At 72.5% G+C, this 25,342-nt stretch carries 25 protein-coding genes; 9 read left to right on the top strand and 16 right to left on the bottom strand.

Annotated elements, in window-relative coordinates:
- Nucleotides 1-379: 379 nt before the first annotated feature.
- From ACIP67_RS12415 to ACIP67_RS12375, 9 genes are all read right to left on the bottom strand, one after another.
- On the bottom strand, nucleotides 380-1,786 hold the full coding sequence (locus ACIP67_RS12415; protein ID WP_401691088.1) for an ATP-binding protein: 1,407 nt from the start codon (nucleotides 1,784-1,786) through the stop codon (nucleotides 380-382).
- 36 nt (nucleotides 1,787-1,822) lie between these two features.
- A complete protein-coding gene (locus ACIP67_RS12410; RefSeq protein WP_401691086.1) occupies nucleotides 1,823-2,545 on the bottom strand; it encodes a response regulator transcription factor in 723 nt (240 codons plus the stop codon).
- 171 nt (nucleotides 2,546-2,716) lie between these two features.
- A complete protein-coding gene (locus ACIP67_RS12405) occupies nucleotides 2,717-3,331 on the bottom strand; it encodes a CE1759 family FMN reductase (RefSeq protein WP_401691084.1) in 615 nt (204 codons plus the stop codon).
- The gene (locus tag ACIP67_RS12400) at nucleotides 3,328-4,413 is read right to left on the bottom strand and encodes an LLM class flavin-dependent oxidoreductase (RefSeq protein WP_401691082.1); all 1,086 of its coding nucleotides are present in this window, start codon (nucleotides 4,411-4,413) and stop codon (nucleotides 3,328-3,330) included. The genes ACIP67_RS12405 and ACIP67_RS12400 overlap by 4 nt, the downstream gene beginning before the upstream one ends.
- A 417-nt stretch (nucleotides 4,414-4,830) precedes the next feature.
- On the bottom strand, nucleotides 4,831-5,982 hold the full coding sequence (locus ACIP67_RS12395; RefSeq protein WP_401691081.1) for a terpene synthase family protein: 1,152 nt from the start codon (nucleotides 5,980-5,982) through the stop codon (nucleotides 4,831-4,833).
- Nucleotides 5,983-6,120: 138 nt separating this feature from the next.
- Nucleotides 6,121-7,017, bottom strand: a complete 897-nt coding sequence (locus ACIP67_RS12390; RefSeq protein ID WP_401691079.1) for a TIGR03943 family putative permease subunit — start codon at nucleotides 7,015-7,017, stop codon at nucleotides 6,121-6,123.
- Nucleotides 7,014-8,123, bottom strand: a complete 1,110-nt coding sequence (locus ACIP67_RS12385; protein WP_401691077.1) for a permease — start codon at nucleotides 8,121-8,123, stop codon at nucleotides 7,014-7,016. The genes ACIP67_RS12390 and ACIP67_RS12385 overlap by 4 nt, the downstream gene beginning before the upstream one ends.
- Nucleotides 8,124-8,126: 3 nt before the next feature.
- Nucleotides 8,127-8,600, bottom strand: a complete 474-nt coding sequence (locus tag ACIP67_RS12380; RefSeq protein WP_401691075.1) for a MarR family winged helix-turn-helix transcriptional regulator — start codon at nucleotides 8,598-8,600, stop codon at nucleotides 8,127-8,129.
- A gap of 80 nt (nucleotides 8,601-8,680) precedes the next feature.
- Nucleotides 8,681-9,187, bottom strand: a complete 507-nt coding sequence (locus tag ACIP67_RS12375) for a hypothetical protein (protein ID WP_401691074.1) — start codon at nucleotides 9,185-9,187, stop codon at nucleotides 8,681-8,683.
- Between the two features lie 328 nt (nucleotides 9,188-9,515).
- Between ACIP67_RS12375 and ACIP67_RS12370 the strand changes: the two genes are divergently transcribed.
- Together ACIP67_RS12370 and ACIP67_RS12365 are read left to right on the top strand one after the other, a co-directional pair.
- Nucleotides 9,516-10,292, top strand: a complete 777-nt coding sequence (locus ACIP67_RS12370; RefSeq protein ID WP_401691073.1) for an SDR family NAD(P)-dependent oxidoreductase — start codon at nucleotides 9,516-9,518, stop codon at nucleotides 10,290-10,292.
- Nucleotides 10,292-10,468, top strand: coding sequence for a hypothetical protein (locus tag ACIP67_RS12365; RefSeq protein WP_401691071.1), 177 nt, complete (start codon nucleotides 10,292-10,294; stop codon nucleotides 10,466-10,468). Before ACIP67_RS12370 ends, ACIP67_RS12365 begins: the two co-directional genes overlap by 1 nt.
- 14 nt (nucleotides 10,469-10,482) lie before the next feature.
- Here ACIP67_RS12365 and ACIP67_RS12360 read toward each other — a convergent pair whose 3' ends face one another.
- Nucleotides 10,483-11,676, bottom strand: a complete 1,194-nt coding sequence (locus tag ACIP67_RS12360; protein WP_401691069.1) for an RtcB family protein — start codon at nucleotides 11,674-11,676, stop codon at nucleotides 10,483-10,485.
- 221 nt (nucleotides 11,677-11,897) lie between these two features.
- Between ACIP67_RS12360 and ACIP67_RS12355 the strand changes: the two genes are divergently transcribed.
- The 3 genes from ACIP67_RS12355 (at nucleotide 11,898) to ACIP67_RS12345 (ending at nucleotide 15,418) form a co-directional block, all read left to right on the top strand.
- Complete coding sequence (locus tag ACIP67_RS12355) at nucleotides 11,898-12,788, top strand: DUF3558 domain-containing protein (RefSeq protein ID WP_401691067.1); 891 nt, start codon at nucleotides 11,898-11,900, stop codon at nucleotides 12,786-12,788.
- Nucleotides 12,789-12,906: 118 nt separating this feature from the next.
- Nucleotides 12,907-13,887, top strand: coding sequence for a DUF3558 family protein (locus tag ACIP67_RS12350; protein WP_401691065.1), 981 nt, complete (start codon nucleotides 12,907-12,909; stop codon nucleotides 13,885-13,887).
- Nucleotides 13,888-13,963: 76 nt separating this feature from the next.
- Entirely contained in the window at nucleotides 13,964-15,418 is a 1,455-nt protein-coding gene (locus tag ACIP67_RS12345) for a DUF2637 domain-containing protein (RefSeq protein WP_401691063.1), read from the top strand.
- Between the two features lie 108 nt (nucleotides 15,419-15,526).
- On the opposite strand, the gene lysS is transcribed toward ACIP67_RS12345, so the two are convergent.
- Nucleotides 15,527-17,266 (bottom strand): lysine--tRNA ligase, encoded by a 1,740-nt coding sequence (gene lysS, locus ACIP67_RS12340; RefSeq protein ID WP_401691061.1) that lies wholly within the window; start codon nucleotides 17,264-17,266, stop codon nucleotides 15,527-15,529.
- A 135-nt stretch (nucleotides 17,267-17,401) separates the two neighbouring features.
- Here lysS and argS point away from each other — a divergent pair, with 135 nt between their 5' ends.
- The 3 genes from argS (at nucleotide 17,402) to ACIP67_RS12325 (ending at nucleotide 20,278) form a co-directional block, all read left to right on the top strand.
- Nucleotides 17,402-19,168, top strand: a complete 1,767-nt coding sequence (argS, locus tag ACIP67_RS12335) for an arginine--tRNA ligase (RefSeq protein WP_401691059.1) — start codon at nucleotides 17,402-17,404, stop codon at nucleotides 19,166-19,168.
- 92 nt (nucleotides 19,169-19,260) lie between these two features.
- Nucleotides 19,261-19,413, top strand: a complete 153-nt coding sequence (locus tag ACIP67_RS12330) for a hypothetical protein (protein WP_401691057.1) — start codon at nucleotides 19,261-19,263, stop codon at nucleotides 19,411-19,413.
- 37 nt (nucleotides 19,414-19,450) lie between these two features.
- Nucleotides 19,451-20,278, top strand: coding sequence for a DUF4253 domain-containing protein (locus ACIP67_RS12325; RefSeq protein ID WP_401691055.1), 828 nt, complete (start codon nucleotides 19,451-19,453; stop codon nucleotides 20,276-20,278).
- Nucleotides 20,279-20,314: 36 nt separating this feature from the next.
- Here ACIP67_RS12325 and ACIP67_RS12320 read toward each other — a convergent pair whose 3' ends face one another.
- The 4 genes from ACIP67_RS12320 to ACIP67_RS12305 form a co-directional block, all read right to left on the bottom strand.
- Nucleotides 20,315-21,547: a PLP-dependent aminotransferase family protein gene (locus ACIP67_RS12320; RefSeq protein WP_401691053.1), complete on the bottom strand. Its 1,233-nt coding sequence runs from the start codon at nucleotides 21,545-21,547 to the stop codon at nucleotides 20,315-20,317.
- A gap of 124 nt (nucleotides 21,548-21,671) precedes the next feature.
- Nucleotides 21,672-22,664 carry a porphobilinogen synthase gene (hemB, locus tag ACIP67_RS12315; protein WP_401691051.1) on the bottom strand — a complete coding sequence of 331 codons (993 nt, stop codon included), beginning with the start codon at nucleotides 22,662-22,664 and terminating at the stop codon, nucleotides 21,672-21,674.
- A 132-nt stretch (nucleotides 22,665-22,796) separates the two neighbouring features.
- Nucleotides 22,797-23,162, bottom strand: coding sequence for a hypothetical protein (locus tag ACIP67_RS12310; protein ID WP_401691049.1), 366 nt, complete (start codon nucleotides 23,160-23,162; stop codon nucleotides 22,797-22,799).
- Nucleotide 23,163: 1 nt separating this feature from the next.
- Nucleotides 23,164-23,649: a TetR/AcrR family transcriptional regulator gene (locus ACIP67_RS12305; protein ID WP_401691048.1), complete on the bottom strand. Its 486-nt coding sequence runs from the start codon at nucleotides 23,647-23,649 to the stop codon at nucleotides 23,164-23,166.
- Nucleotides 23,650-24,094: 445 nt separating this feature from the next.
- On the opposite strand from ACIP67_RS12305, the gene ACIP67_RS12300 reads away from it, so the two are divergent.
- Complete coding sequence (locus ACIP67_RS12300; RefSeq protein WP_401691046.1) at nucleotides 24,095-24,742, top strand: DUF4232 domain-containing protein; 648 nt, start codon at nucleotides 24,095-24,097, stop codon at nucleotides 24,740-24,742.
- Nucleotides 24,743-24,784: 42 nt separating this feature from the next.
- Here ACIP67_RS12300 and ACIP67_RS12295 read toward each other — a convergent pair whose 3' ends face one another.
- Nucleotides 24,785-25,219 carry an ATP-binding protein gene (locus ACIP67_RS12295; RefSeq protein ID WP_401691045.1) on the bottom strand — a complete coding sequence of 145 codons (435 nt, stop codon included), beginning with the start codon at nucleotides 25,217-25,219 and terminating at the stop codon, nucleotides 24,785-24,787.
- Nucleotides 25,220-25,342: the final 123 nt, after the last annotated feature.

The raw sequence follows: 25,342 nt of genomic DNA, 5'->3' as shown, positions 1-25,342 counted from the left end.
TCACCCGGCGTACCGACCGGCCCGCCGTCGCTCGCCGCCCCGAAGGCATACCTGCTCACCCCGGCCCGCTCGTACGCCGCCACCGGGGCCGCGTCGTCCGCGCCCGCCGTCGGACCCGCCCGCCCCCACCGCCGTACGAGCACGTCACCCACGAACGCCGACGGCCCGCGCTCACCCCACAGCCGCAGAACGATCCCCGCTCACCCCACAGCCGCAGGACCATCCCCGCTCACCCCACAGCCGCAAGACCATCCCCGCTCACCCCACAGCCGCAAGACCATCCCCGCTCACCCCACAGCCGCAAGACCATCCCCGCTCACCCCACAGCCGCAAGACCATCCCCGCTCACCCCACAGCCGCAAGACCAGCGCGTCCCCGCTCACGCCTCGCTCGCCCGGTGTCCGCCCACCGTGAACCCGATCACCGAACCGCCTCCCGCCCGGCCGTGGGCGAACGGTGCCCCGCCGTGGGACAGGGCCACCTCGCGGACGATGGACAGGCCCAGGCCGGAGCCCGGCAGGGAGCGCGCGTCCGCCGCGCGGTAGAAGCGGTCGAAGACGCGGGTGAGGTCGGCGTCGGTGATGCCGGGGCCGCGGTCGAGGACCTCCACGCGGACCGTGCCGGGCCGGGCGGGGCCGGTGACGTTGATCTCGACGGGTGCCCGGCCCCCGCGGTCGAACTTGGTGGCGTTCTCGACGAGGTTGGACAGCGCCCGCTGGAGCATGCCCGCCCGCCCGTGGGTGGTGGTGTCGCCGCTCGCGCGGACCAGGATCTGCCGGCCGGTGCGCCGGCGGGCGAGGACGGCGACCTCCTCGGCGAGGTCGGCGAGGTCGATGCGGCGGGGCGGTTCGGTGTCGGACTGGCCGGCGGCGAGGTCGACCAGTTCGTTGACGAGGTCGGTGAGTTCGCGGGCCTCCTGTCCGAGGTCGGCGACGAGTTCGTCCCGGGTGGCGGGGGGCAGTTCGTCGATGCGGCGCAGCAGCGAGATGTTCGTACGGAGTGAGGTCAGCGGGGTGCGCAGTTCGTGGCCCGCGTCCTGGACCAGGCGCCGCTGGTCCTCCTCGGACTGGGCGAGGCGGCCCAGCATGCGGTCGAAGGCGCGGCCGAGGCGGCCGACCTCGTCGTAGCCGGTGACGGGCACCTGGACGCCCAGCCGGCGGGTGCGGGCGACGTCCTCCGCCGCGGTGGTGAGGATGACCAGGCGGTGGGTGATGCGCCGGGCCAGCCACCAGCCGAACAGGCCCGCGGCGGTGACGACCGCGGCCATCAGCAGCAGCGTCCGCCGCAGGAGCGCGCGCAGCAGGTCCTCCGTGTCGCTGAACTCCTGGGCGACCTGCACGGCGCCCCGCCCGCCGCCCAGCGCGACGGTCGCGACGCGGTAGACGTCGTTGCCGACGTCGACGTCCTCGTGCTCGGTCAGCGTCCCCGCCGTCGGGGCGGCGGCGACGTCCCGGTCGGCGGCCACGACCGGCAGCCCGGGGCTGCCGGGGTCGACGACCGCCCCGTCCGGGCCGAGCACCTGCACGTCCGTGCGGGCCGGGCGCACGATGTCGTGGCCCGGCGCGGCGGAGGAGAAGTCCCCGGGGTGCATGGCCCGCTGGCGCACCTCGTCCCGCAGGTCCTGCACGACCTCGTCGAAGACCGACTCCTGGTCCACCCGCACCAGCCGGGCGGCGGCCGAGTAGGACAGCACGCCGACGAGGACGGTGACGGCGGCGGTCACGGCGGCGAAGGACACCGCGAAGGTGGTGCGCAGCGACACGAGCCGCCAGCGCCGCCGGGACATCCACCGCCTCGGGCGGCCGCCCACCGGGTCCGCCCCTCAGTCTTCCCGCAGCACGTAACCCACGCCCCGCACGGTGTGGATCAGCTGCGGGGCGCCGGGCGCGTCGAGCTTGCGGCGCAGGTAGCCGACGTAGACGGCGAGGTTCTTGGAGCCGGGGCCGAAGTCGTAGCCCCAGATGCGGTCGTAGATCGTGGAGTGGTCGAGGACGACGCCGGCGTTGCGCACGAGCAGTTCCAGCAGTTCGAACTCGGTGCGGGTCAGCTCCAGCTCCCGCTCGCCGCGCCAGGCGCGCCGCGCCTGCGGGTCCATGCGCAGTCCGGCGGCCTCCAGGTGGTGGCGGGCGGAGGCCGCGGCCGGCTTCGGTACGTCGACGGGGGCCGCCGCCGGTGTCGGGCCGGTGCGGCGCAGCAGGGCCCGCAGCCGGGCGAAGACCTCCTCGACGTCGAAGGGTTTCACGACGTAGTCGTCGGCGCCCGCGTCCAGCCCGGCGATCCGGTCGGCGGTCTCCACGAGCGCCGTCAGCATCAGGATGGGCGTGCTGTCGCCCTCGGCGCGCAGCACGCGGCAGACCTGGAGGCCGTCGATGCCGGGCATCATGACGTCCAGGACCAGCACGTCCGGGGGCGTCCGGTGGGCGTGCGCGAGCGCCTCGACGCCGTCGGCGACCGCCGTCACCCGATAGCCCTCCAGGGTCAGGGCCCGTTCCAGGGCGTGGCGGATCGCGCGGTCGTCTTCGGCGAGGAGCACGGTGGGAGGCACGGGGCCAGTCTGCCAAGCCGCCCCGGCCGTACGCCGTGACGGGCGGCTCACCCGGCGCCCTTTCTTACGCGCCTCTCACCCGGGGACGGGGCGGGGACCGGGGGCACGGGGGTGCCGCAGCCCCCGCCCCCGGTCCCCCCGTGCCCCCGTGCCCCCGTCCCGAGGCGCGTCTCACCCCGCCGGCCGCAGCGCGGCGAGCTGCTCCTCGAAGGGCACGACGTCGAGGGCCGTCCGGGCGGGCCGGGCGGGCCGGGCCGCGGACAGGCCGCCGGCCAGCGCCGCCAGCTCCCCCGCCGCCCGTTCGACGCGCTCCGGCAGCCCCTCCGCGCCCCAGTCCTCGGAGGCGGCGTAGACCTCGGTCGGGACGACGACGGCCCGCAGGTAGGCGAAGAGCGGACGCAGGGCGTGCTCCAGCACCAGCGAGTGCCGGGCCGTCCCTCCGGTGGCGGCGATCAGGACCGGCTTCCCGGCCAGCGCGTCCTTCTCCATGACGTCGAAGAACGACTTGAACAGTCCGCTGTACGACGCGGAGAACACCGGCGTGACGACGATCAGTCCGTCCGCGTCCGCGACCGCGTCCAGCGCGGCCGCCAGCTGCCGCCCGGGGAAGCCGTTGGTGAAGTGGTGCGCGATCTCCACGGCGAGGTCGCGCAGCTCCACGACCTGGACCTCGGGCTCCGCCGCCACCGCCGAGACCCGCTCGGCGGTGGCGGCGGCCAGCCGGTCGGCCAGCAGGCGGGTGGACGACGGGACGCTCAGCCCGGCCGAGACGACGACGAGCTTCATGCGACGGTCACCTCCTGGGCGGCCTTGAGGGAAGCGTGGGTCGGGGCCTCCGGCACGTCGGCCGGGCGGCCCTTGGCGAACTCCCTGCGCAGCACGGGCACGACCTCCTCGCCGAGCAGGTCGAGCTGCTCCAGCACGGTCTTCAGCGGCAGCCCGGCGTGGTCCATCAGGAACAGCTGGCGCTGGTAGTCGCCGGCGTACTCGCGGAAGGACAGCGTCTTCTCGATCACCTGCTGCGGAGAGCCGACGGTCAGCGGGGTCTGCTCGGTGAACTCCTCCAGCGAGGGCCCGTGCCCGTACACGGGGGCGTTGTCGAAGTACGGCCGGAACTCGCGGACGGCGTCCTGCGCGTTCTTCCGCATGAACACCTGGCCGCCGAGGCCGACGACGGCCTGCTCGGGCGTGCCGTGCCCGTAGTGCGCGTACCGCTTCCGGTAGAGCTCGATCATGCGCTTGGTGTGGTCGGCGGGCCAGAAGATGTTGTTGTGGAAGAAGCCGTCGCCGTAGTAGGCGGCCTGCTCGGCGATCTCCGGCGAGCGGATGGAACCGTGCCAGACGAAGGGCGCGACGCCGTCCAGCGGCCGGGGCGTCGAGGTGAAGCCCTGGAGCGGCGTGCGGAACTTGCCCTCCCAGTCGACGACGTCCTCGCGCCACAGCCGGTGCAGCAGGGCGTAGTTCTCGACGGCGAGGTTGATGCCCTGTCGGATGTCCTGCCCGAACCAGGGGTAGACCGGCCCGGTGTTGCCGCGTCCCATCATCAGGTCGACGCGCCCGTCGGCCAGGTGCTGGAGCATCGCGAAGTCCTCGGCGATCTTCACCGGGTCGTTGGTGGTGATGAGGGTGGTCGAGGTGGAGAGGATCAGCTTCTCCGTGCGCGCGGCTATGTAGCCGAGCATCGTGGTCGGGGACGACGGCACGAACGGCGGGTTGTGGTGCTCGCCGGTCGCGAAGACGTCCAGGCCGACCTCCTCGGCCTTCAGCGCGATGGCGACCATGGCCTTGATCCGCTCGCGCTCGGTCGGCGTACGTCCCGTGGTGGGGTCCGGCGTGACGTCGCCGACGGTGAAGATCCCGAACTGCATGGCCGCTCACCCTTCAAGTTGTTGACGGTTCAACTATACCCCTGGAACTGTGCGCTGTCGCCGGGTATTCCCCGGCGTCTTCCTCGTCCGTCATCGGCTTCCGTCGTCCGTCATGGCTTCCGTCGTCCGTCATCGGCTTCCGTCGGCGCGGGAAGGGTGGGGACGGTGAGGGGGGATGCCATCGCCCTCGGCGTGGGTCTGCCGAGGGCGATGGCGAGCGGGGGCTCGGGCCGGGCCGGTCCGGGCGGCTGCCAGGAGCGGCCTTCGTCAACGGGTCACCGGCGATGGGCCACGTGGTGTGGCGCGGTGGCGTGACGGCGTGGCGGTGCGCCGTCAGTCGTGGTCGGTGCGCTGTCAATCGTGGTCGGTGCGCCGTCGGTCGTGGTCGGTGCGCCGTCAGTCGTGGTCGGTGCGCCGTCAGCCGTGGTCGGTGCCGTCGGGATGCCGTGCGGCGCCCGCTCCCAGGTGGGTGCGGGGCGTGTGGACGGTCCCGAGGCGCCCGAGGGTCACCGTCCCGGACGCCTTCCCCCTCCCCTCGCCCACGGCGTCGCCGCGGGAGCGGGCGACGAGCGTGCGGTAGTGCCGGTTGCCGCTGATGAGGTGCCCGAGTTCGTTCAGGTAACGCGGCACGTCGGGGTGGACCGGACCGTCCCGGTGGACGATGTCGGCGCACGCGCGGCAGAACGCGTCCTCGGTCCAGGCGATGAGCTCGGCGAGTCTGTCGGCCGCCTGCTGGAGGGTGAGCGACTCGGTGCGCATGAGGAGCCCCAGGGAGTTCATGGCCTCTCCGGCCTCGCACTCCTCGGGGGACGAGGGCAGGCGGCTCCCCGCGGGAACGGAGAAGAGGTCGTTGACCAGGGTCAGGTGGTTGACGGCCAGGTCCCGGGCCTTGGCGAGGGTGGCGTCCGTGGCGAGTTCGGCGGTGAGGTCGCACCCGAGGGCGTATTCGGTCTGGCAGGTGGCCCAGCGGCCGAACAGGTCGGTGAGCCGCAGTTCGAGGTAGGCGTCGAACGGCAGGATGCCGTCGTGGACGCGGTCGTCGGCCTCGACGACGGACGACGCGACGACGTCCCGGAACGCGGCTCGGTAGCGGTCCGCGAGCGTCTGCGGCATCTGCGGCCACGCCGGAGCGAGGGCGTCGTACAGCATCCGGCCGGCGGGGAAGTCGGGAGCCACCGGCTCGTCGTCGAGCACGCCGAGCCACCGCCGCCGCAGGTCCTCCGTCCGCTCGGGGTCCCTGTGGGCCCCGGGGCCGGAGAACGAGTCGTCGCAGATGCCGGCCGGGATCACGATGTTCGGCAGGATGAAGCACCGGTCGTCCAGCATGTGCGGGTAACACACGCAGGCCCAGTAGGCCATCCGCTGCGCGACATGGCGCTCCGCGAGCTGTTCGTCCCCGAAGTGGTCCACGAGGTGGGGCCGGGCCCAGCGATGGCACTCCTCCTCGATCTGCGCGTGCTTCGGATGGGCGCGCAGAGGCAGCCGCTTCTGGATGCGCGGGAACTCGAAGGGAGTTCCCGGCGACGGCGACGGCGACGGCGACACAAGCGCGTGACGGGAAGAAGTCATCTGTTACTCCACGGGACTGCCGGACCTGGTGGGCGGCCCTCACGCTAATCGCGGCCCACCGGCCTCGGGCGAGACAGAACCGCGGAGTCACTCGAACAGGTTTCGTCACGTCGAGGGCGCGCCTCGGCCCGCCCGGTGTCACGAGCCGATCGGCAGGGCGTCCGTGTACCCGTTCGTCGGCCGCTCGACCTTCTCCACGGTGTCCGCGTCCAGCGCGACCGCCGCCGAGGAGGTCCCCAGGGAGCCGGCCGGGTGCCAGGCCCCGGTCACCGTCACCCAGGTGTCGGCGGCGGGCGCCTCGACGCCGTACACCCGCACCTTCACCGACTGCGCGTCCGCCGCACAGCACGACAGCAGGATGCGGGTCAGATACCAGCCGTCGCCCCCCGCGACGGGCGTGACGAACCCCGTCATCCGGACCTGGCGCCTCTCGATGGCCCGCGCGGTGTCCTGCTGCACCCGCTGGGTGAAGTCGGTCAGGGTGATGGGCAGCGGCGAGGTCGCGGGCAGCGCCTCGAAACCGTCCTCCTCCACGACGGCCACGGCCTTGGGCGCCTCGCGGGAGGCGGTGTACGAACCGAGCGCGGGCGGGGCGTAGAAGAGCAGGCTCAGCGCGGGCAGGAACAGCAGCCAGGCGACGCGGGGAACGCCGGAGTGGTCGTGCCCGTGCCCCTGCCCGCGCTCCCGCTCCCGCTGCTCCTCCCGCTCCCGCTGCTCCTCCTGCTCCCGCTCGTGCTCCTGCTCCTGCTCCTGCTGCGCCGGCTGCTGCTCCCGCGCCTGCCCGGGGGCCCGCCCGCCGTCCCCGCGGTCGGAGCCGTCGCTCCCGCGGTCGGCGCCGTCGCTCCCGCCCCGCGCGCCCCTCCGCGCCGACCAGGCCTCCGCCGCTCCCAGCAGGATCAGCAGCGCCCCCGACACGATCAGCAGCGGCCGCATGCCCTCCTTCACGTACCGCAGGTACGACTCCGTGAAGAGCGAGGCCTGCAACAGCCCCAGCCCGCTCAGGACCAGCAACCCCACCTGCGCGAACCGCTTCACAGCAGTACCCCTCCCACCACGGCGCTGCACACGACCGCCACCACGGCCGTGGCGGCGGAGAAACGCCACGCGAAGGCCCGGCCGAAGGTGCCCGCCTGAAGGGCGATCAGCTTCAGGTCGACCATCGGTCCCACCACCATGAACGTCAGCCGGGCGACCGGCGAGAACCCGCTCAGCGAGGCCGCCACGAACGCGTCGGCCTCCGAGCACACCGCCAGCACGATCGCCAGCACCGCCAGGAACAGCACCGACAGCCAGGCCGAACCGGCGAACGTGTCCACCACCGAGCGCGGCACCGCCACGTTGAAGGTCGCCGCGGCCATGGCGCCGACCACCAGGAATCCGCCCGCGTGCAGGAAGTCGTGCTGGAAGCCGCGCCGGAACTCCGTCCACCTGCTCTGCCCGGTCCGGTGCCCGGTGTGCCGTACGGTCGGCCGCAGCCACTCCGCCCGGCCCAGCCAGAGCCACAGCCAGCCCATCACGGCCGCCGTGACCAGCGAGGCCAGCAGCCGGGCCAGCACCATCTCCGGGCTGCCCGGGAAGGCGATCGCGGTGGCGGTGAGCACGACCGGGTTCACGGCGGGCGCCGACAGCAGGAACGCGAACGCGGCGGCCGGGGTCACCCCCCTGCCGATCAGGCTGTTCGCCACCGGCACCGACGCGCACTCGCAGCCCGGCAGGACGACTCCCGCCGCACCCGCGACCGGCACCGCCAGCGCGGGCCGCTTCGGCAGCAGCCGCTGGAACACCCGCGCCGGCACGAACGCGTTGATCGCCCCCGACAGGGCCGTGCCCAGCAGCAGGAAGGGCATCGCCTGCACGGTCACCGCCAGACACACCGTCCGCCACGCCTCGACGGCCGGGTCGTCCAGCGACCGCCCGACGAGCACCAGCAGCGCGCCGGGCAGCACGGCCGCGCCGACCAGCAGCAACGGCCAGTGGCGGGGCAGCCCACGGCCGGCGGACGCGGAACCGCCCTGCGCCGCCCCCGGCCGTATGTCCGAGTCCGAGCCCGAATCCGAGCCCGAGTACGAATACGAGCCCGAATCCGCGGACGTGTCCGAGTCCGAATCCGAGGACGAGTACGAGTCCTGAACGGCCGCCATGTCCTAGACCAGGCCCCCTCGCAACCGCCCGACCTGTTCCCCGCTGAACTCCACCGTCCGCCTCATGTGCCGCACGATCACGGCGATCTCGGCATCGTCCAGGTCGGCGAAGAGATGGCTCCAGTCACCGCCCAGCCGCTCCCACGTCCGCCCGAACTCGGCGATCCGCTCCGGCACCGTCGCCACCAGGACCCGCCTCCGGTCGGTGACGTCCCGCTGCCGCACGACGTACCCGGCCTTCTCCAGCCGGTCCACCAGCCGGGTCGCCGACCCCGTCGTCAGCCCGGTCAGCTCCGCGACCCGGCCCGTCGTCACCGGCGCCCGCTCCAGCGAGAGCAGGTTCAGGCACTGGAGATCGGTGGGGTGCAGCCCGAGCCGGTCGGCGACGGCCTGGTTGAACAGCGCGAACGTGGCCACGTACCGCCGGGAGACGGTGGACAGCTCGTCCAGCAACCGCGACCGCACGTTCCCGGACATCGCCCGCACACCCCTTCGTCAGCGCCGTCCGCAGATGGTACGACGTACCGCGCCCCGACCGGTCGCCCGTCGCGGTCCGGTCAGAAGAAGTAGGCGTCCCCGGTGTCCAGCACCAGCACCTGCTGCCGGTCGTTGGCCCGGTTGCGGTCCACCGCCCCACCGCCCCACACCGTCTCCACCGACAGCGTCACCTCGGTCGGCCCGTCCGCCAGCCACACCTCCACCACGATCCGCTCGCCCGGCGTGTCCGCGTCCAGCGCGCCCGTCCGGCACACCACCTCCCGCGCCCCCGTCCGCGCGCACCCGTCCGGCAGCACCGGTGGCCGGTCCGCGAACGGCGCCGACCAGCGCAGCCGTACGGTGGCGTCCGGGACGTCCCCCGGACCGTGGTTGCGCGGGGTCAGCCGCACCTCGACCCGGCCGCGGTCCAGCACGGCGGAGCCGTGGTACGACAGATCGGCCTCGGGAACGTCCGCGGCGGCGGCCGGCACCGCCCCGCCGACCGCCAGCCCGCCGACCGCCAGCGCGCCGGCCACCACCGCACCCACCACCGCGCCCCGCACGGCGGGAACCCGCATCCGGCGCATGCCATCCACTCCTCGGTCGGCCAGGACAGGGACAGGAACGTACGCATGTATCCCCGCCGGGCCGGGACGGCAGGCGCCGTCCATCAGGTGAAGCGCCCCACCGACGACAGCGACCACCGGACCGCCGGACCCCGCACCCCCTGCCCCCGGGCCACAGCACCCCCCGCCCACAGCGCCCACAGCGCCCACAGGACGAGATCACCGCCCGCCCCGCGCCACCTCCCGCCTATCCTGGCCGAGCGGATTCTCGACCCCACCCCCGCCGCACCCCACGCACCCACGCACCCCACGCACCCCACGCACCCCACGCACCCGAGGAGCAGCCCCCATGGCCACCGCCGCACCGTCCGCCGCCTCCCGCATCGCCGTCGTGACCGGTGCGAGCAGCGGGATCGGCGCCGCCACCGCCCGGCAGCTCGCCGCGGCCGGATACCGCGTGGTCCTCACCGCCCGCCGCAAGGACCGCATCGAGGCGCTGGCCGAGGAGATCGCCGCGGCGGGCGGCTCGGCGACGGCCTACCAGCTGGACGTCACCGACCGCACGGCGGTCGACGAGTTCGCGTCGGCCTTCAGGACCGTCGGCGTCCTCGTCAACAACGCGGGCGGCGCGCTCGGCGCCGACCCGGTGGCCACCGGCGACCCGGCCGACTGGCGCACCATGTACGAGACGAACGTCATCGGCACCCTCAACCTCACCCAGGCCCTGCTGCCGAAGCTGGAGGCGAGCGGCGACGGCACGGTCGTGGTCGTCTCCTCCACCGCCGGCCACAACACCTACGAGGGCGGCGCGGGCTACGTCGCCGCCAAGCACGGCGCCCACGTCCTCGCCGAGACCCTGCGCCTGGAGATCGTCGGCCGGCCCGTCCGCGTGATCGAGATCGCGCCCGGCATGGTCAAAACCGACGAGTTCGCCCTCACCCGCTTCGGCGGCGACCGGGAGAGGGCGGCGAAGGTCTACGAGGGCGTGGCCGAGCCGCTCACCGCCGACGACGTGGCCGACACCATCACCTGGGCGGTGACCCGGCCCAGCCACGTCAACGTCGACCTGCTGATCCTGCGCCCGCGCGCCCAGGCCTCCAACACGAAGGTCCACCGGGAGCCGTGATGCCGGACCCGACACGGGAGCAGACGCGGGAGGAGACGGCCCGGGCGGCGGAACAGCGCCGCCTGGCCCAGGAGACACGGGACGAACGCCAGGTCTGGTACTTCCTGGCGTACTTCCTCTTCGGCATCCACGTCATCGCCTTCGTGATGATCTGGGCGGTCCGGCACGGCAGCTGACGGACGTCCCGGTTTCAGCCCTTCACGCAGACGACCTGCTTCAGCTTCGCCACGACCTCCACGAGGTCCCGCTGCTGGTCGATGACCTGCTCGATCGGCTTGTAGGCCCCGGGGATCTCGTCCACGACACCGGAGTCCTTGCGGCACTCCACGCCCCGCGTCTGCTCCTCCAGATCCCGTGTCGTGAAGCGCCGCTTCGCCGCGTTCCGGCTCATGCGCCGACCGGCGCCGTGCGACGCCGAGTTGAACGCCTTCTCGTTGCCGAGGCCCTTCACGATGTACGAGCCCGTGCCCATGGACCCCGGGATGATGCCGTACTCGCCGGAACCGGCCCGGATCGCTCCCTTGCGGGTCACGAGCAGGTCCATCCCGTCGTAGCGCTCCTCGGCGACGTAGTTGTGGTGCGCGCTGATCTCCGGCTCGAAGGCCGGCTTGGCCTTCCGGAACTCCTTGCGGACCACGTCCTTGAGCAGCGTCATCATGATCGTGCGGTTGTAGCGGGCGTACTCCTGCGCCCAGAACAGGTCGTTGCGGTAGGCCGCCATCTGCGGGGTGTCCGCGACGAAGACGGCGAGGTCGCGGTCGACCAGGTTCTGGTTGTGCGGGAGCTTCTGCGCCACGCCGATGTGGAACTCCGCGAGTTCCTTGCCGATGTTGCGGGACCCGGAGTGCAGCATCAGCCAGACGGAACCGGTCGTGTCCGTGCACACCTCGATGAAGTGGTTGCCGCTTCCGAGCGTTCCCATCTGCTTCGTGGCACGTTCCTGACGGAATTTGACCGCTTCGGCGACCCCGTCGAACCGCCCCCAGAAGTCCTCCCACCGCGCGGTCGCGAACCCGTGCAGCTGCCCCGGGTCCACCGGGTCGTCGTGCATCCCCCGCCCCACCGGAATCGCCTGCTCGATCCTCGACCGCAGCCGCGACAGGTCGCCCGGCAGGTCGTTCGCCGTCAGGGACGTCCTGACCGCCGACATCCCGCAGCCGATGTCGACGCCCACCGCGGCCGGGCACACGGCCCCCCGCATCGCGATGACGGACCCGACCGTGGCGCCCTTGCCGTAGTGCACGTCCGGCATCACGGCGAGCCCCTTGATCCAGGGGAGGCCGGCGACGTTGCGCAGCTGCTGGAGCGCCACGTCCTCCACCGTCGCGGGGTCGGTCCACATCCGGATGGGAACCTTCGCACCCGGCATCTCGACATACGACATATCGTCCTCATTCCCCCGGAACCACAACAGAAGTCTCATATCGCAAAACCGGCGCCAAGGTCGACGAACAGGACGACGGACCGGCATCCACGGTGGTGCGTGCGATACACATTGTCTCCAGGGGCCGCCCCCGCCCGGCAAGCGAATAACCAGCGGGAACCGGCGGGACGAGCCCCGGCCCGACCACCCACCCACGTTGTGACCGTCGAGAGGAGCCGACCGTGCAGCGGAAGGCGTACGTATCCGGCGTCGCCGCACTCCTCGCGGCGCTGCTGGCCGGCTGCACCGGCGGCTCCGACGACGGCGGCACGACGGACGACTCCAACCCGGGCGAGGCCGGCACGGCGACCGCCGCCGCCCAGCCCGGCCGGTACGACTCGCTGCCGCAGGCCTGCGGCAGCGTCGGCCGCTCCACCCTCGACTCGCTCCTCCCCGGCATCCGCGAGGTCGCCGACGAGACCCAGCGCGAGGCCGTCTACGCGGGCGAGGCGACCCTGACGTACGACACGGACCGCAAGGCCGGCTGCCGCTGGAAGGTGTCGTCGGCGGAGGCCACCGACCACCTCTTCGTCGACTTCGAGCGCGTGGTGTCGTACGACAACGCGGTCAGCGACGACAACCAGGCCGAGACGCTGTTCGCCGGGAAGGTGACGGCGGCCGACCTCCCGGCGCCCACGGCCTCGGAGACCGGCAGCGCGCAGCCGACCCCCTCCACGGGCACCGCCACGGGCACGAGCACCACCACGGGCACGAGCACCACCGCGGGCACGTCCAAGGGCGCGCCCGCGAGCCCGAACCCCTCGGCGTCCACGAGCCCGTCCGCCTCCGCCTCCACCTCCGCTTCCCCCTCCCCGTCCGTCACCCCGGCCGACCTCCAGCCCCGCCTCCTCGACGACCTGGGCGACGAGGCGTTCGTCGACGACGCGCTCTCCAGCTCCGGTTCGACGGCGAAGCAGCGCACCGTGACTGTGGCGTTCCGCACGTCCAACGTCATCGTCACCATCCAGTACGAGGAGCAGCCGGCGACCGTCGGCGCGGTCCCGGACAGCAAGGAAATGCAGGACAGGGCCCGGAAACTGGCCGCCCAGATCGCCGACTCCCTCGCGGGCTGAGGTCACTTCGCACCCGCCGCAGGCCCGCCCGCTCAGCTCCCGAACCGCAGCCGCACAGCTTTTCCACCGCGTACCGTGGCCCCCCGGACCCGATCCGACCGCAGGAACCACGAGCGTCATGAGTGAAGGAACCATGCAGCGACGAGCCCAGCGAGACGACCAGCACGACCAGCGAACCCAGGGTGCCGGAGGCCGCAGTCGCCTCCTCGCCGCGGCAGCCGCACTCCCCGTGATGCTGATCGTCGCCGGCTGCTCCTCGGACTCCGACTCCGGCGATGACGCGCAGAAGGCCGCTGCCAGTGCCAGTGCCAGCGCCGAGGCGGGTGCCACGGTGAGCGCCGCGCCGACGGTGCAGGCGGCGGCGTACCAAGCGCTGCCGGAGGCGTGCGCGGTGCTGTCGAAGAAGACGCTGACCGACCTGGTGCCCAAGGACACGAAGGGCAAGGAGGGCACGTCGAGCGACACCGCGACCCGGGCGTCCTGCTCCTGGTCCAGCCTGGACAACAACGGGGTGAAGGGCTCGCAGTACCGCTGGCTGAACGTCTCCCTGCTGCGCTTCGAGTCGGATGCGTCGACCTCCGCCGACCAGCGGGCGCAGGAGTACTACGCCCAGCAGGTGCAGGATGCCAAGACGGTGTCCGGCGCGGCGAACACGAAGACGCAGGCGCTGTCCGGGGCCGGCGACCAGGCTACGACCGTGCGTTACGACTTGAAGAAGAAGGAAGGCGCCTTCAAGCAGCAGACGGTCGTGGCGCGCGTGGAGAACGTGGTCGTCACCCTCGACTACAACGGCGCGGGCCTGGCGGGCGAGAAGACGCCGAACGCGGACACCCTGACGAAGGCGGCGGAGAAGGCCGCCAAGGAGGCGGTGGCGTCGGTCCAGAAGGCCAACGGCGCGGGCACGAGTGGCGGTTCGGCTTCCCCGACCCCGTCGAAGACGTCGTCGAAGACCACCTCCGCGACCCCCTCCGCGACCCCCTCCGCGACCTCCTCCACGACCGCCTCCGCCACCCCCTCGGCGACCGCCTCCAAGGCTGCTTCGACGACCGCGGCGAAGGCCGCCACGTCCTCGTCGAAGACCTCCGTCAAGAAGAGCTGACGGACCGGCACCACGTGAGCCGCACACATGTGCCACCCTGTTGCGCGCAACAACACGCAAGGGGAGGGGAGTGCGGGTGGCCGCGCCAATACAGCTGACCCGGATGCACCGCGTTCTCATCGGCGTGGTCGTGACCGGCGCCGTGATCATCGCCGGTATCGGCTTCGCGGGTTCCTACGCGGCGGTCCGGGAACTGGCCATCCAGAAGGGCTTCGGGAACTTCTCCTACGTCTTCCCGATCGGCATCGACGCGGGCATCTGCGTCCTGCTCGCCCTGGACCTGCTGCTGACGTGGATCCGGATCCCGTTCCCCCTGCTGCGGCAGACGGCGTGGCTGCTGACGGCGGCGACGATCGCGTTCAACGGCGCCGCCGCCTGGCCGGACCCGCTGGGCACGGGCATGCACGCGGTGATCCCGATCCTGTTCGTGGTCGCCGTCGAGGCCGCCCGGCACGCCATCGGCCGGATCGCCGACATCACGGCGGACAAGCACATGGAGGGGGTCCGCCTCACCCGGTGGCTTCTCTCCCCGGTCCCCACGTTCCTGCTGTGGCGCCGGATGAAGCTCTGGGAGCTCCGCTCCTACGAGCAGGTGATCAAGCTGGAGCAGGAACGTCTCGTCTACCAGGCCCGCCTCCGCTCCCGCTTCGGCCGCGCCTGGCGCCGCAAGGCCCCCGTGGAGTCCCTGATGCCGCTGCGCCTCGCCCGGTACGGCGTACCGCTGGCGGAGACGGCCCCGGCGGGCCTGGCGGCGGCGGGCATCGAACCGGCCCTCCTCCCCCCGTCCCCCCACCAGGAACTCCCCGCGGCATCCCCCCAACAGCTCCCCCCGTCCCCGACGGTCACCTCGACCGACCCGGACACCGCCCCCACCGCCCCCACCGCCGCCACCGGCCAGGCCCCCGCAGCGGCCGCAGCCGCCGTAGCCGCCGTAGCCGCGGGCAGTCGTGCCGCTGGTGCGGCGCGGGTGGGCGCGGCTGCACCTTCCGGCGAGCAGCGCACTCGCCCCGGCGGCAACCAGAACCCCGGCGGCCCCCAGCCCCCCGCCCCCGCCGGCGACGCCCCCGACCCGGAAGTGAACCCCTGGCTCCACGCCCGGCACCCGCACCAGGTCGAGTACCACGGCGGCTACAACCCCCAGTACGACCCGCAGTACGACCCCGAGGCGCAGTACGAGCAGTGGTACGAGGAGCAGGTCCAGGCCGACGAGTACCGCGAGCAGTACGAGGAGGAGCCCCCGGCCCCCGGCCAGGAACCGGCTCCGGAGGAGACCGGCACGTTCCCCATCCCCGTGGGCCCCAACCGCACCCGCGAGCTCGGTGACGGCGGCGGCCCCCCGGAGCCGGACGAGGAGGCGTACTACCTGGTGTTCCGCCAGTCGATAGACGGCAGCTACCCCACGCCCCGCGTCCTCGGCGACAACATCCAGGCGACCTACGGCAGGACGCTGAACGTCAGCGAGCTGAAGAGCCTCGCGGAACGCTTCCAGCAGCGCCACTCGGCGGAGCTGGAGGAGGACCACATCGCGTGACGGCGCCCGCGCACGACGCGTGACGGCAGCCACGTACGACGGAGGGGGCGCCCGGTGTTCACCGGGCGCCCCCTCCGTCGTACCGGGGTCCGCTCCCCGTACCCGGACCTACTCCCCGAGCAGGGTCCGTACCCGCTCCTGCCCCACCGCCAGCAGCAGCGTGGGCAGGCGCGGACCGGTGTCCCGCCCGACCAGCAGGTGGTACAGCAGCGCGAAGAAGGTCCGCTGGGCCGTCTTGATCTCGGCGGGCAGCTCCTTGGGCGTGGCGTCGGCCGAGAACCCGGCCTGGACCTTGGGCACGCCGTACACGAGGTGGGTCAGCCCGTCGAGGGACCAGTGCGAGGCCAGCCCGTCGAGCAGCAGCCGCACCGACTCCCGGGAGGCCTCGTCGAGGGACTTCAGCAGGTCGGTGTCGGGCTCGTCGCGCACGATGGTCCGCTGGTCGGCGGGGACGTGCGCGTTGATCCACGCCTCGGCCTTGTCGAACCGCGGCCGGGCCTCGTCGAGCGAGCCGAGCGGGTTGTCCGGGTCCAGCTCGCTGAGGATGCGCAGCGCCTGGTCCTGGTGCCCGGCGGTGATGTCGGCGACGGAGGCCAGCGTCCGGTACGGCAGCGGCCGCGGGGTGCGGGGCAGCTCACCGCCGGCCGTGCGCACCGCGCGGGCGTGCGCGGCCGCGTCCGCGGGCAGCACGGTCCCGTCGGCGACCTTCGCGTCGAGCTTGTCCCACTCGTCGTACAGCCGCTGGATCTCCTGGTCGAAGGCGATCTTGAAGGACTGGTTGGGCCGGCGCCGGGCGTACAGCCAGCGCAGGAGCTGCGGCTCCATGATCTGGAGCGCGTCCGCCGGGGTGGGCACCCCGCCCTTCGACGACGACATCTTCGCCATGCCGCTGATGCCGACGAAGGCGTACATCGGACCGATCGGCTGCTTGCCGCCGAAGATGCCGACGATCTGGCCGCCCACCTGGAAGCTGGACCCCGGGGACGAGTGGTCGACACCGCTGGGCTCGAAGACGACGCCCTCGAACGCCCACCGCATCGGCCAGTCGACCTTCCAGACCAGCTTGCCGCGGTTGAACTCGTTCAGCCGGACGGTCTCGGAGAAGCCGCAGGCGTCGCAGGCGTACGTCAGCTCGGTGCTGTCGTCGTCGTAGGAGGTGACGGTGGTGAGGTCCTTCTCGCAGTTGCCGCAGTACGGCTTGTACGGGAAGTAGCCGGCGGTGCCGGAGCTGCCGTCGTCCTCGGACGCGGCACCCGAGCCCTCGGCGGCCTCCAGCTCGGCCTCGTCGACGGGCTTCTGCTGCTTCTTCGCCGGGGCCTTCTTGGTCCGGTACTGGCCGAGGATCGCGTCGATGTCGCCCCGGTGCCGCATGGCGTGCAGGACCTGCTCGCGGTAGACGCCGGAGGTGTACTGCGCGGTCTGGCTGATCCCGTCGAACTCGACGCCCAGCTCGGCCAGCGCCTCGACCATCGCGGCCTTGAAGTGCTCGGCCCAGTTCGGGTGCGCGGAGCCCTTCGGGGCCGGGACGGAGGTCAGCGGCTTGCCGATGTGCTCGGCCCAGGAGTCGTCCACGCCCGCGATGCCGGCCGGCACCTTGCGGTAGCGGTCGTAGTCGTCCCAGGAGATCAGGTGCCGGACCTGGTACCCGCGCCAGCGGATCTCGTCGGCGACCAGGTGGGGCGTCATGACCTCGCGGAGGTTCCCGAGGTGGATGGGGCCGGACGGGGAGAGGCCGGACGCGACGACGACCGGTTTGCCCGGGGCCCGGCGCTCCGACTCCTCGATGACCTCATCCGCGAAACGGGAGACCCAGTCGGTGGTCTCGGTGCTCTGAGCCACGATCGGCACGTCCTCTTGATGCTCGAACTCTGGATTGGCCCCTCCATACTCCCAGACGGCCCCGCGCCCGGGAAAACCGCTTTACCCCCCATGGGATACTGGCCGTGTCTATCCATCCCCACGAGGAGAACGGCACCCACTCCTATGGCCCCGGTCACGTCCCTCAGCCACTCCGTCGAACAGCACCTCGCGTCCGCCCTCTCGGCCACCCTGCCGGAGGCCGCCGGCGCGGACCCGCTGCTGCGACGCAGCGACCGGGCGGACTTCCAGGCCAACGGGATCCTCGCCCTGGCGAAGAAGGCGAAGGCCAACCCGCGGGAGCTGGCGACGCGGGTCGTCTCCGAGGTCGTCACCGGCGGCGTGATCGGGGAGATCGAGGTCTCCGGGCCCGGCTTCCTCAACATCACGGTCACCGACCGGGCGATCACCGAGAACCTCGCCGCGCGCTCCGCGGACACCGACCGCCTCGGCGTCCCGCACGCGGACGCCCCGGGCACGACGGTCATCGACTACGCCCAGCCGAACGTGGCGAAGGAGATGCACGTCGGCCACCTGCGCTCCGCCGTCATCGGCGACGCGGTGGTCCAGTTGCTGGAGTTCACCGGCGAGACGGTGGTGCGCCGGCACCACATCGGCGACTGGGGCACCCAGTTCGGCATGCTGATCCAGTACCTGGACGAGCACCCGCACGAGCTGGACCACAAGGAGTCCCAGGTCAGCGGCGAGGAGGCGATGTCGAACCTCGACCGCCTCTACAAGGCCGCGCGCAAGCTGTTCGACGCCGACGAGGAGTTCAAGACGCGGGCCCGGCGCCGGGTGGTGGACCTCCAGGCGGGCGACCCGCACACGCTCGCCATGTGGCAGAAGTTCGTCGACGAGTCGAAGATCTACTTCTTCTCCGTCTTCGAGAAGCTGGACATGGAGATCCGGGACCCGGACATCGTCGGCGAGTCCGGTTACAACGACATGCTGGCGGAGACCTGCCGCCTGCTGGAGGAGTCGGGCGTCGCGGTGCGCTCGGAGGGCGCCCTGTGCGTGTTCTTCGACGACGTGAAGGGCCCGGACGGCAACCCGGTCCCGCTGATCGTGCAGAAGTCGGACGGCGGCTACGGCTACGCGGCCACGGACCTGTCCGCGATCCGCGACCGCGTCTTCAACCTGAAGGCCGGCTCGCTGCTGTACGTGGTGGACGCCCGGCAGTCGCTGCACTTCAGGATGGTCTTCGAGACCGCGCGCCGGGCCGGCTGGCTGGGCGACGGCGTCAAGGCCTTCCAGCTCGCCTTCGGCACGGTCCTCGGCAAGGACGGAAAGCCGTTCAAGACCCGTGAGGGCGAGACGGTCAAGCTGGTCGACCTCCTCGACGAGGCCGTCGAGCGGGCCACGACCGTCGTGCGGGAGAAGGCCGAGAAGGTGGGCCTGAGCGAGCAGGAGATCGTGGAGAACGGCCGGTACGTCGGCATCGGCGCGGTGAAGTACGCCGACCTGTCGACCTCCGCCGTCCGGGACTACAAGTTCGACCTGGACCAGATGGTCTCGCTGAACGGCGACACGTCCGTCTACCTCCAGTACGCGTACGCCCGTATCCAGTCGATCCTGCGCAAGTCCGGCGAGGCCCGTCCGGTCGCCCACCCGGAGCTGGAGCTGGCCCCGGCGGAGCGGGCGCTGGGCCTGCACCTGGACCAGTTCGGCGAGACGGTCCTGGAGGTCGCGGCCTCCTACGAGCCCCACAAGCTCGCGGCCTACCTGTACCAGCTGGCCTCGCACCTGACGACGTTCTACGACCAGTGCCCGGTGCTGAAAGCGGAGACCGCCGAGCAGCGGGAGAACCGTCTGTTCCTGGTCGACCTGACGGCCCGTACGCTCCACCGGGGCATGGCCCTGCTGGGCATCCGGACGCCCGAGAAGCTCTGAGGCCCGGCCCGGCCCCGCCGGGCCGGAACCGCTTCTCGCGCCCGTGCGTCCCGCTCCGAGAGGAGCGGGAACACGAGTGCGAGGAGAAGCCGTTGGGCGGCCAGGACGACCCGTCGCTCGGTGAGGCCCTGATCAGCCTCCTGATAATCGCCGGGGCGGGCGTGCTCATCCCGGCCACCATCGTCCTGCCGGTGATCGGCCTGGGCATCTGGGTCGCCCACGTCCTTCGGCGTCGCCGCAGGTGAGCGCGGACTGTCAGTGCCGGCCCCTACAGTCACGGGCATGGCGACTCTTCCCAACCCGCTGCCCAGGCTGGCCTCCGACCCGAGCGGCCGGTCCCTCGGGCTCCAACTGCCGCCCGGCAGGCTGATCGACGGCTGCGACGACTCGTCGGACGGGCCGGTGCTGTGGCACGCCGAGCACGCCGCGGCCCCCGGCAACTGGACCGCGTTGGGCGGACGGGCGACGCGGGCCGGCCTGCTGCCGGTGCTCGTCGACGTGGGCGGCGGCCAGGGCGGCCCGGAGAAGTGGGAGCTGATGCCCGGGGAGGCCTCCTACCCGGGGGACCATGACGCCGAGGACGTCCTGGCCGACTTCTGGGAGCCGACCGAGGAGGACGAGGGGGACTGGGACGACGAGACCGCCGAGCTGCTCGCGCCCTTCGGCCCCGACTGGCCGGGCCTCGCTCCCTCCCCCGCCCTCACCATGGACCCGGCCGCCTGCGCCGCCCAGGTCGCCGACCTGCTGACCGACGGCTCCGCGTCCTGGCCCGAGAAGGCGCACCTGGCCCTGGTGCCGGCCCGCCGCTCCGCCGACCTCCCGGCCGCCCTCGGCTGGCCCGGCCCCCTCAACCACACGGACGACGTGGCCCGCCTCTGCGCGGTGCTGCGCTCCTGGGAGGACCGGTTCGGCATACGGGTCGTCGCGCTCGGCTTCGACCTGCTCGCGGTCTCCGTGGCCGCCCCGCCCACCACCGCCGTCGAGGCGGAGGCGGTCGCGGCCGAGCACTTCGCGTTCTGCCCGGACAACATCACCCAGGGCCCGGGCAGTCTGCGGGAGTACGCCCGGGAGCTGGTCGGGGCGCGCGTCTGGCACTTCTGGTGGGACTGAGCCCTCAGGCGCCCTGTCCGAGCCCCCGCCCGCCGGTCAGCCCCTGAGCCCCCGTCCGAGCCTGCGCAGCCCCTCCGCGATCTCCTCCGGCGACTGCGTCACGAAGCACAGCCGCAGCGTCGACCGGTCGGGCCGGCCGGCGTGGAAGGGAGCGCCGGGCACGTAGGCGACGTCCTCCTGGACCACCCTCGCAAGCAGCGCGGTGGTGTCGTACGCCTCCGGCAGCCGGGCCCAGAGGAACATGCCGCCCTCGGGCCGGCTCCAGACGGAGCCCTCGGGGAGGGCGTCGGGCAGCCCGGCGAGCATGGCGTCCCGGCGCTCGCGGTAGACGGCGGCGACGCGCGCGACGTGCGCGTCGAGGTCGCGGTCGGCCAGGTAGCGGGCGGCGGCGAGCTGGTTGACGGTCGGGGTGTGCAGATCGGCCGCCTGTTTGGCGACCGCGCAGGCCCGCCGCAGCTCCGCCGGGGCCCGCAGCCAGCCCAGCCGCAGGCCGGGGGCCATCACCTTGGAGAAGGAGCCGAGGAGCACGGTCCGGTCGCGGGCGTCGGGGTGGGCGGCGATCCAGGGGACGCGCTCGCCCTCGTAGCGCAGTTCGCCGTACGGGTCGTCCTCGACGATCCACAGGCCGTGGACGGCGGCGACGGAGGCGAGGGCCGACCGGCGCTCGGCGGAGAGGGTGCGGCCGGTGGGGTTCTGGAAGGTGGGCACGGTGTAGAGCAGCTTGGGCCGCTCCCGCACGACCAGCTCGGCGAGGGCCTCCGGATCCGGTCCCTCCGCGTCGCCCGGCACGGCGACGACCCGCGCGCCCGCGAGGCCGAAGGCCTGGAGGGCGGCGAGGTAGCAGGGGTCCTCGACGAGGACGGTGTCGCCGGGGTCGAGGAGGGCGGTGGCGAGGAGGGACAGCGCCTGCTGCGACCCGGTGGTGACGAGGACGTCGTCGGCGTCGGTCGGCAGTCCCCGGGTGCTCATCCGCTGCGCGAGCCGCTCGCGCAGCGCGGGCTCGCCCTCGGTGGTGGCGTACTGGAGGGCTCGGCCGGGCAGTTCCTCCAGCACGTGCCGGAAGGCGGCGGCGACGCCCTCCCGGTCGAACAGCTCGGGCGCGGGCAGCCCGCCCGCGAAGTTGATCACCTCGGGGCGGGCGGTGACGGCGAGGATGTCCCGCACCGGCGACCCCCCGGTGGCACGGACCCGCAGGGCGAGCGGCGGCGGAGAGGCGGGCGCAGGCGGCGCCGCGACGGGGGCGGTGCCGAGTGCGGTGGGAAGGGTCATGACCGCACCCTAGAGAAATACATGCCGTCTACAAGAACCCTTTTCGCGATGTGGACGGCTGTACGGGCGGCGATGCGGGCGGCGACATCGACGTCCGCGCCCCTGCGGAGTGCGTGCGGAGCCCCTACCGGATCTTCCGGGCGACCTCGGTGGCCCAGTAGGTCAGGATGATCCGCGCCCCGGCCCGCTTGATGCCGGTCAGCGTCTCGACGATCGCCCGGTCGCGCTCGATCCAGCCCTTCTCGGCGGCGGCCTCGACCATCGCGTACTCGCCGGAGATCTGGTAGGCGGCGACCGGCACGTCCACGGCGTCGGCGACCCGCGCCAGGACGTCGAGGTAGGGTCCGGCCGGCTTGACCATCACCATGTCGGCCCCCTCCTCCAGGTCGAGGGCGAGCTCGCGCAGCGACTCCCGCAGATTGGCGGGGTCCTGCTGGTACGTCTTGCGGTCCCCCTTCAGCGAGGACCCGACGGCCTCCCGGAAGGGCCCGTAGAAGGCGGAGGAGTACTTGACGGTGTAGGCCAGGACGGACACGTCCTCGCGCCCGATCTGGTCCAGCGCGTCGCGGACGACACCGATCTGACCGTCCATCATCCCGCTCGGGCCGACCACATGGGCGCCCGCGTCGGCCTGCACCTGCGCCATCTCTGCGTACCGCTCCAGGGTGGCGTCGTTGTCCACGCGCCCCTCGGCGTCGAGCACACCGCAGTGGCCGTGGTCGGTGAACTCGTCCAGGCACAGGTCGGACATGACGAGCAGGTCGTCCCCGACCTCGGCCCGCACGTCCCGCAGCGCGACCTGGAGGATGCCGTCCGGATCGGTCCCGGCGGTGCCGAGGCCGTCCTTCTTCTCCTCCTCCGGAACGCCGAAGAGCATGATCCCGGAGATCCCGGCCTCCACCGCCTCCGCGGCGGCCTTCTTCAGGCTGTCCCGGCTGTGCTGCACGACCCCGGGCATCGCCTCGACCGGCACCGGCTCGCCGACGCCCTCCCGCACGAAGGCGGGCAGGATGAAGTCGGCCGGGTGCAGCCGGGTCTCGGCGACCATGCGCCGCATCACGGGGGTGGTGCGCAGCCGCCGGGGACGCGTACCGGGGAAGGATCCGTACTTCGTCATACACCTACGCTACGCCCGCCCCACCGCCGCCTTTACCGACTCACCGTCGGCGCCCGCCCGGCCCCGGCGAACGCCCGGAACACCCCCGACGCACCCGGCGGGCTCACCAGCCGCCAGGCCCGCGTCCCGCCCTCAGCCGCGGGTGACGGCCCCCTCGACGAGGGCCACGGCGGCGCGGGGATCGTCGACCTCGAGGACGAGGCGGTCGTAGTCCTCGGCGTCGGCGAGTTCGATGACGACGGCCTTGTCCGGGTTCTTCACGTCCCAGAAGAGACGCTCGCCGTCACGGCGGAAGCGGCCCGCGGTGATCACACCGGGCAGCGAGGTGCCACCCGTGCGGACCCCCTTGGGCTCACGGGCGATGCCGGGGTCGTGGGTGGCGCCCCGCACGTGGGCGAGCGGTATCTCCAGGCGGCTCTTGAGCGCCCAGAGCTTGTCGAGCCCCTGGAACTCGGCGATCAGAAGGCCGCGTTCACGGTCGACGGAGATCAGTGCCATGTCAATTCTCCCTGTGGACTGTCGGCTGGGCGCGCAGGCGCAGACGGGTACCGAGGACGGTGGAGGCGAGCTGGGGAGCGGCGTCACCGTGGGAGGGGCGCAGCGCGTCCTCCAGCGCGGTGACGCCTTCCGCGACCATCGCGGCGACCTCCGGGTCGTGCGGGGCGCGTTCGGCGGCGGCGAGCAGGAGGAGCCCGGCGGCCGGCCCGGCGTCGAACGAGGCGACGGCCGCGGCCAGCGCCTGCGCCGGGTCGGTGAGCGTGCCGATGGCGGCGGTGGTCGGGTGGATCTCGTGGTCGAGGTGACTGCGGAGAGCGGTCAGATGCAGCCCCCGCTTGGAACCGAAGGCCTTGTAGAGGCTCCCCCGATGAATCCCGGTCGCCGCGACCAGGTCGTCCACCGAGGTCCCCTCGTACCCGCGGACGGCGAAGAGCGCCGCCGCGTCACCGACGGCCCGATCGGCGTCGAAAGCGCGTGGTCGTCCCATGTCCTTGACCGTACGCCGTTTAAGAACGACCAGTCAAGAACGATCGTTCTTAATGGGTTGAGCCGCGGGCCGTCTGAAGACGGTGTCCACCGGGTCACGGAACCGTCCCAGCCGACGGTGATCGCGGAAGGTGCCGACCGGGGCCAGAACCTGCGTCCGCCCCCGCCGTCGGACGGGTCCGGCGTGCCGGGGACACACCGGACCCCGAGCCCCGAATTCCCGGGCCGGACGGCGCCGAGCGAGAGGCGCAGCAGGGGTGCGGGAAGCAACCGCCTTCCCCGTGGCGGTCCGAGGCGTACCGGAGCGTGTATGTAACGGCGGTGTCCGGAACGGTGGTTGAGCGGAACGAGTCGTGGCGCGGACATGTCTTGGTGATCAGAAAAGCGCGCTCGTACCGATGCGGACCGAGCGGCCGACAGAATCCACCGAGACTGAGGAAGCAACAATGCGCGTTCGCAAGCTCACCTTCGCCGCCCTGGCCGTCGCCGCGGGTCTCTCGCTCACGGCCTGCAACGGCGACGACCTCGCGGCGCAGAGCGACGGGGCGTCCGCGTCTTCCGCATCCACCTCGAACACCACCTCGGCTTCCACCGGTTCGGAGCAGGGAGGCTCGGAGCAGGCAGGGGAGACGGACTCCGCCGGGAGCGGCTCCGACACGGACGCCGAGACCGGCACGTGCCGGACCGACGAACTGGAGGTCACCGCGACGGACACCACCATCACCGGTGACGCCGAAGGCTCGGTCGCGGTCACGTTCAAGAACGGCGGCGGCCACGACTGCACCCTGTCCGGGTACGCGGGCGTCGACCTGAAGACCAGCGCGGGGGAGCTCTCCGCCGAGCGCAATGGCCAGACGTCCGACCCCGTGACCCTCAAGGACGGCGAGTCGGTGTCCTTCGGCATCGTCTACCCGCTCAACGACTCGGGCGGCTCCGGCGTCAGCATCACCGGCCTGGTGGTGACCCCGCCGAACGAGACGAAGTCGGTAACCCTCGCCTGGCCGGGCGCCGCCACCCTGCCCGTCACCGACGGCACCGGCTCCTCCATCACGGTCGGCCCGATGGGCAGCGCGGGCCAGGGCGGGGCGAGCTGACCCGTAGATCCGGATTCCTGCCGCGTACCGCCCGCCTGGCGTTCACCGAGGGGACGCCAGATCGATCTCCGCCCACACCGTCTTGCCCGGCACCGGTCCCGGCCGTACACCCCAGCGGTCCGCCAACTCCTCCACGAGCAGCAGGCCGTACCCGGACTCCGCAGGCACCTCGGCCGCCGATCGCCCCCGGGAAGGATCAAGGTCGCCCCGGCTGTCACTGACCTCGATGCGCAGCACCCCGGACGCGGTGACGGAGAGGGTGAGCCGGAAACTCTGACCGGAGACACGGCCGTGCAGCGCGGCGTTCGCAGCCAGTTCGGCGATGACGAGCCGGGCCGGATCGCACGGCAGCCCCCAGTCGTTCAGCCGCTCCGCCGCGAGCAGGCGGGCGAGACGGGCGCCGCGCCGGGTGGCGGAGAGCGGCACCGAGAACAGGTGGACAGGAGCGGGCGCGGCGGGCGCAGTTTGCTGATTCACATCACTCAGCGTGTTTATGCGTGCGTACTCTGTGAAGACGGGCGGCCCATGCGGACGGTGTCCGTCCGCACGGCGTCCGGTTTCCGTCCGGACCGTACGGGGTGACGGGGAGCAGGCGCCGGG

Origin of the sequence: Streptomyces sp. NPDC088812 (assembly GCF_044750285.1) — a bacterium.
Taxonomy (GTDB): Bacteria; Actinomycetota; Actinomycetes; order Streptomycetales; family Streptomycetaceae; genus Streptomyces.
Note: the sequence above shows the minus strand (reverse complement) of the source record. Positions and strands in the feature narration are given on the sequence as shown.

Bases quoted from the DNA above. Each gene is read 5' to 3' on its own strand.
- ACIP67_RS12415 (WP_401691088.1), bottom strand. From the start codon at position 1,786: ATGTCCCGGCGGCGCTGGCGGCTCGTGTCGCTGCGCACCACCTTCGCG.
- ACIP67_RS12405 (WP_401691084.1), bottom strand. From the start codon at position 3,331: ATGAAGCTCGTCGTCGTCTCGGCCGGGCTGAGCGTCCCGTCGTCCACC.
- ACIP67_RS12400 (WP_401691082.1), bottom strand. From the start codon at position 4,413: ATGCAGTTCGGGATCTTCACCGTCGGCGACGTCACGCCGGACCCCACC.
- ACIP67_RS12395 (WP_401691081.1), bottom strand. From the start codon at position 5,982: ATGACTTCTTCCCGTCACGCGCTTGTGTCGCCGTCGCCGTCGCCGTCG.
- ACIP67_RS12385 (WP_401691077.1), bottom strand. From the start codon at position 8,123: ATGGCGGCCGTTCAGGACTCGTACTCGTCCTCGGATTCGGACTCGGAC.
- ACIP67_RS12380 (WP_401691075.1), bottom strand. From the start codon at position 8,600: ATGTCCGGGAACGTGCGGTCGCGGTTGCTGGACGAGCTGTCCACCGTC.
- ACIP67_RS12375 (WP_401691074.1), bottom strand. From the start codon at position 9,187: ATGCGCCGGATGCGGGTTCCCGCCGTGCGGGGCGCGGTGGTGGGTGCG.
- ACIP67_RS12370 (WP_401691073.1), top strand. From the start codon at position 9,516: ATGGCCACCGCCGCACCGTCCGCCGCCTCCCGCATCGCCGTCGTGACC.
- ACIP67_RS12365 (WP_401691071.1), top strand. From the start codon at position 10,292: ATGCCGGACCCGACACGGGAGCAGACGCGGGAGGAGACGGCCCGGGCG.
- ACIP67_RS12360 (WP_401691069.1), bottom strand. From the start codon at position 11,676: ATGTCGTATGTCGAGATGCCGGGTGCGAAGGTTCCCATCCGGATGTGG.
- ACIP67_RS12350 (WP_401691065.1), top strand. From the start codon at position 12,907: ATGAGTGAAGGAACCATGCAGCGACGAGCCCAGCGAGACGACCAGCAC.
- argS (WP_401691059.1), top strand. From the start codon at position 17,402: ATGGCCCCGGTCACGTCCCTCAGCCACTCCGTCGAACAGCACCTCGCG.
- ACIP67_RS12325 (WP_401691055.1), top strand. From the start codon at position 19,451: ATGGCGACTCTTCCCAACCCGCTGCCCAGGCTGGCCTCCGACCCGAGC.
- ACIP67_RS12320 (WP_401691053.1), bottom strand. From the start codon at position 21,547: ATGACCCTTCCCACCGCACTCGGCACCGCCCCCGTCGCGGCGCCGCCT.
- hemB (WP_401691051.1), bottom strand. From the start codon at position 22,664: ATGACGAAGTACGGATCCTTCCCCGGTACGCGTCCCCGGCGGCTGCGC.
- ACIP67_RS12310 (WP_401691049.1), bottom strand. From the start codon at position 23,162: ATGGCACTGATCTCCGTCGACCGTGAACGCGGCCTTCTGATCGCCGAG.
- ACIP67_RS12305 (WP_401691048.1), bottom strand. From the start codon at position 23,649: ATGGGACGACCACGCGCTTTCGACGCCGATCGGGCCGTCGGTGACGCG.
- ACIP67_RS12300 (WP_401691046.1), top strand. From the start codon at position 24,095: ATGCGCGTTCGCAAGCTCACCTTCGCCGCCCTGGCCGTCGCCGCGGGT.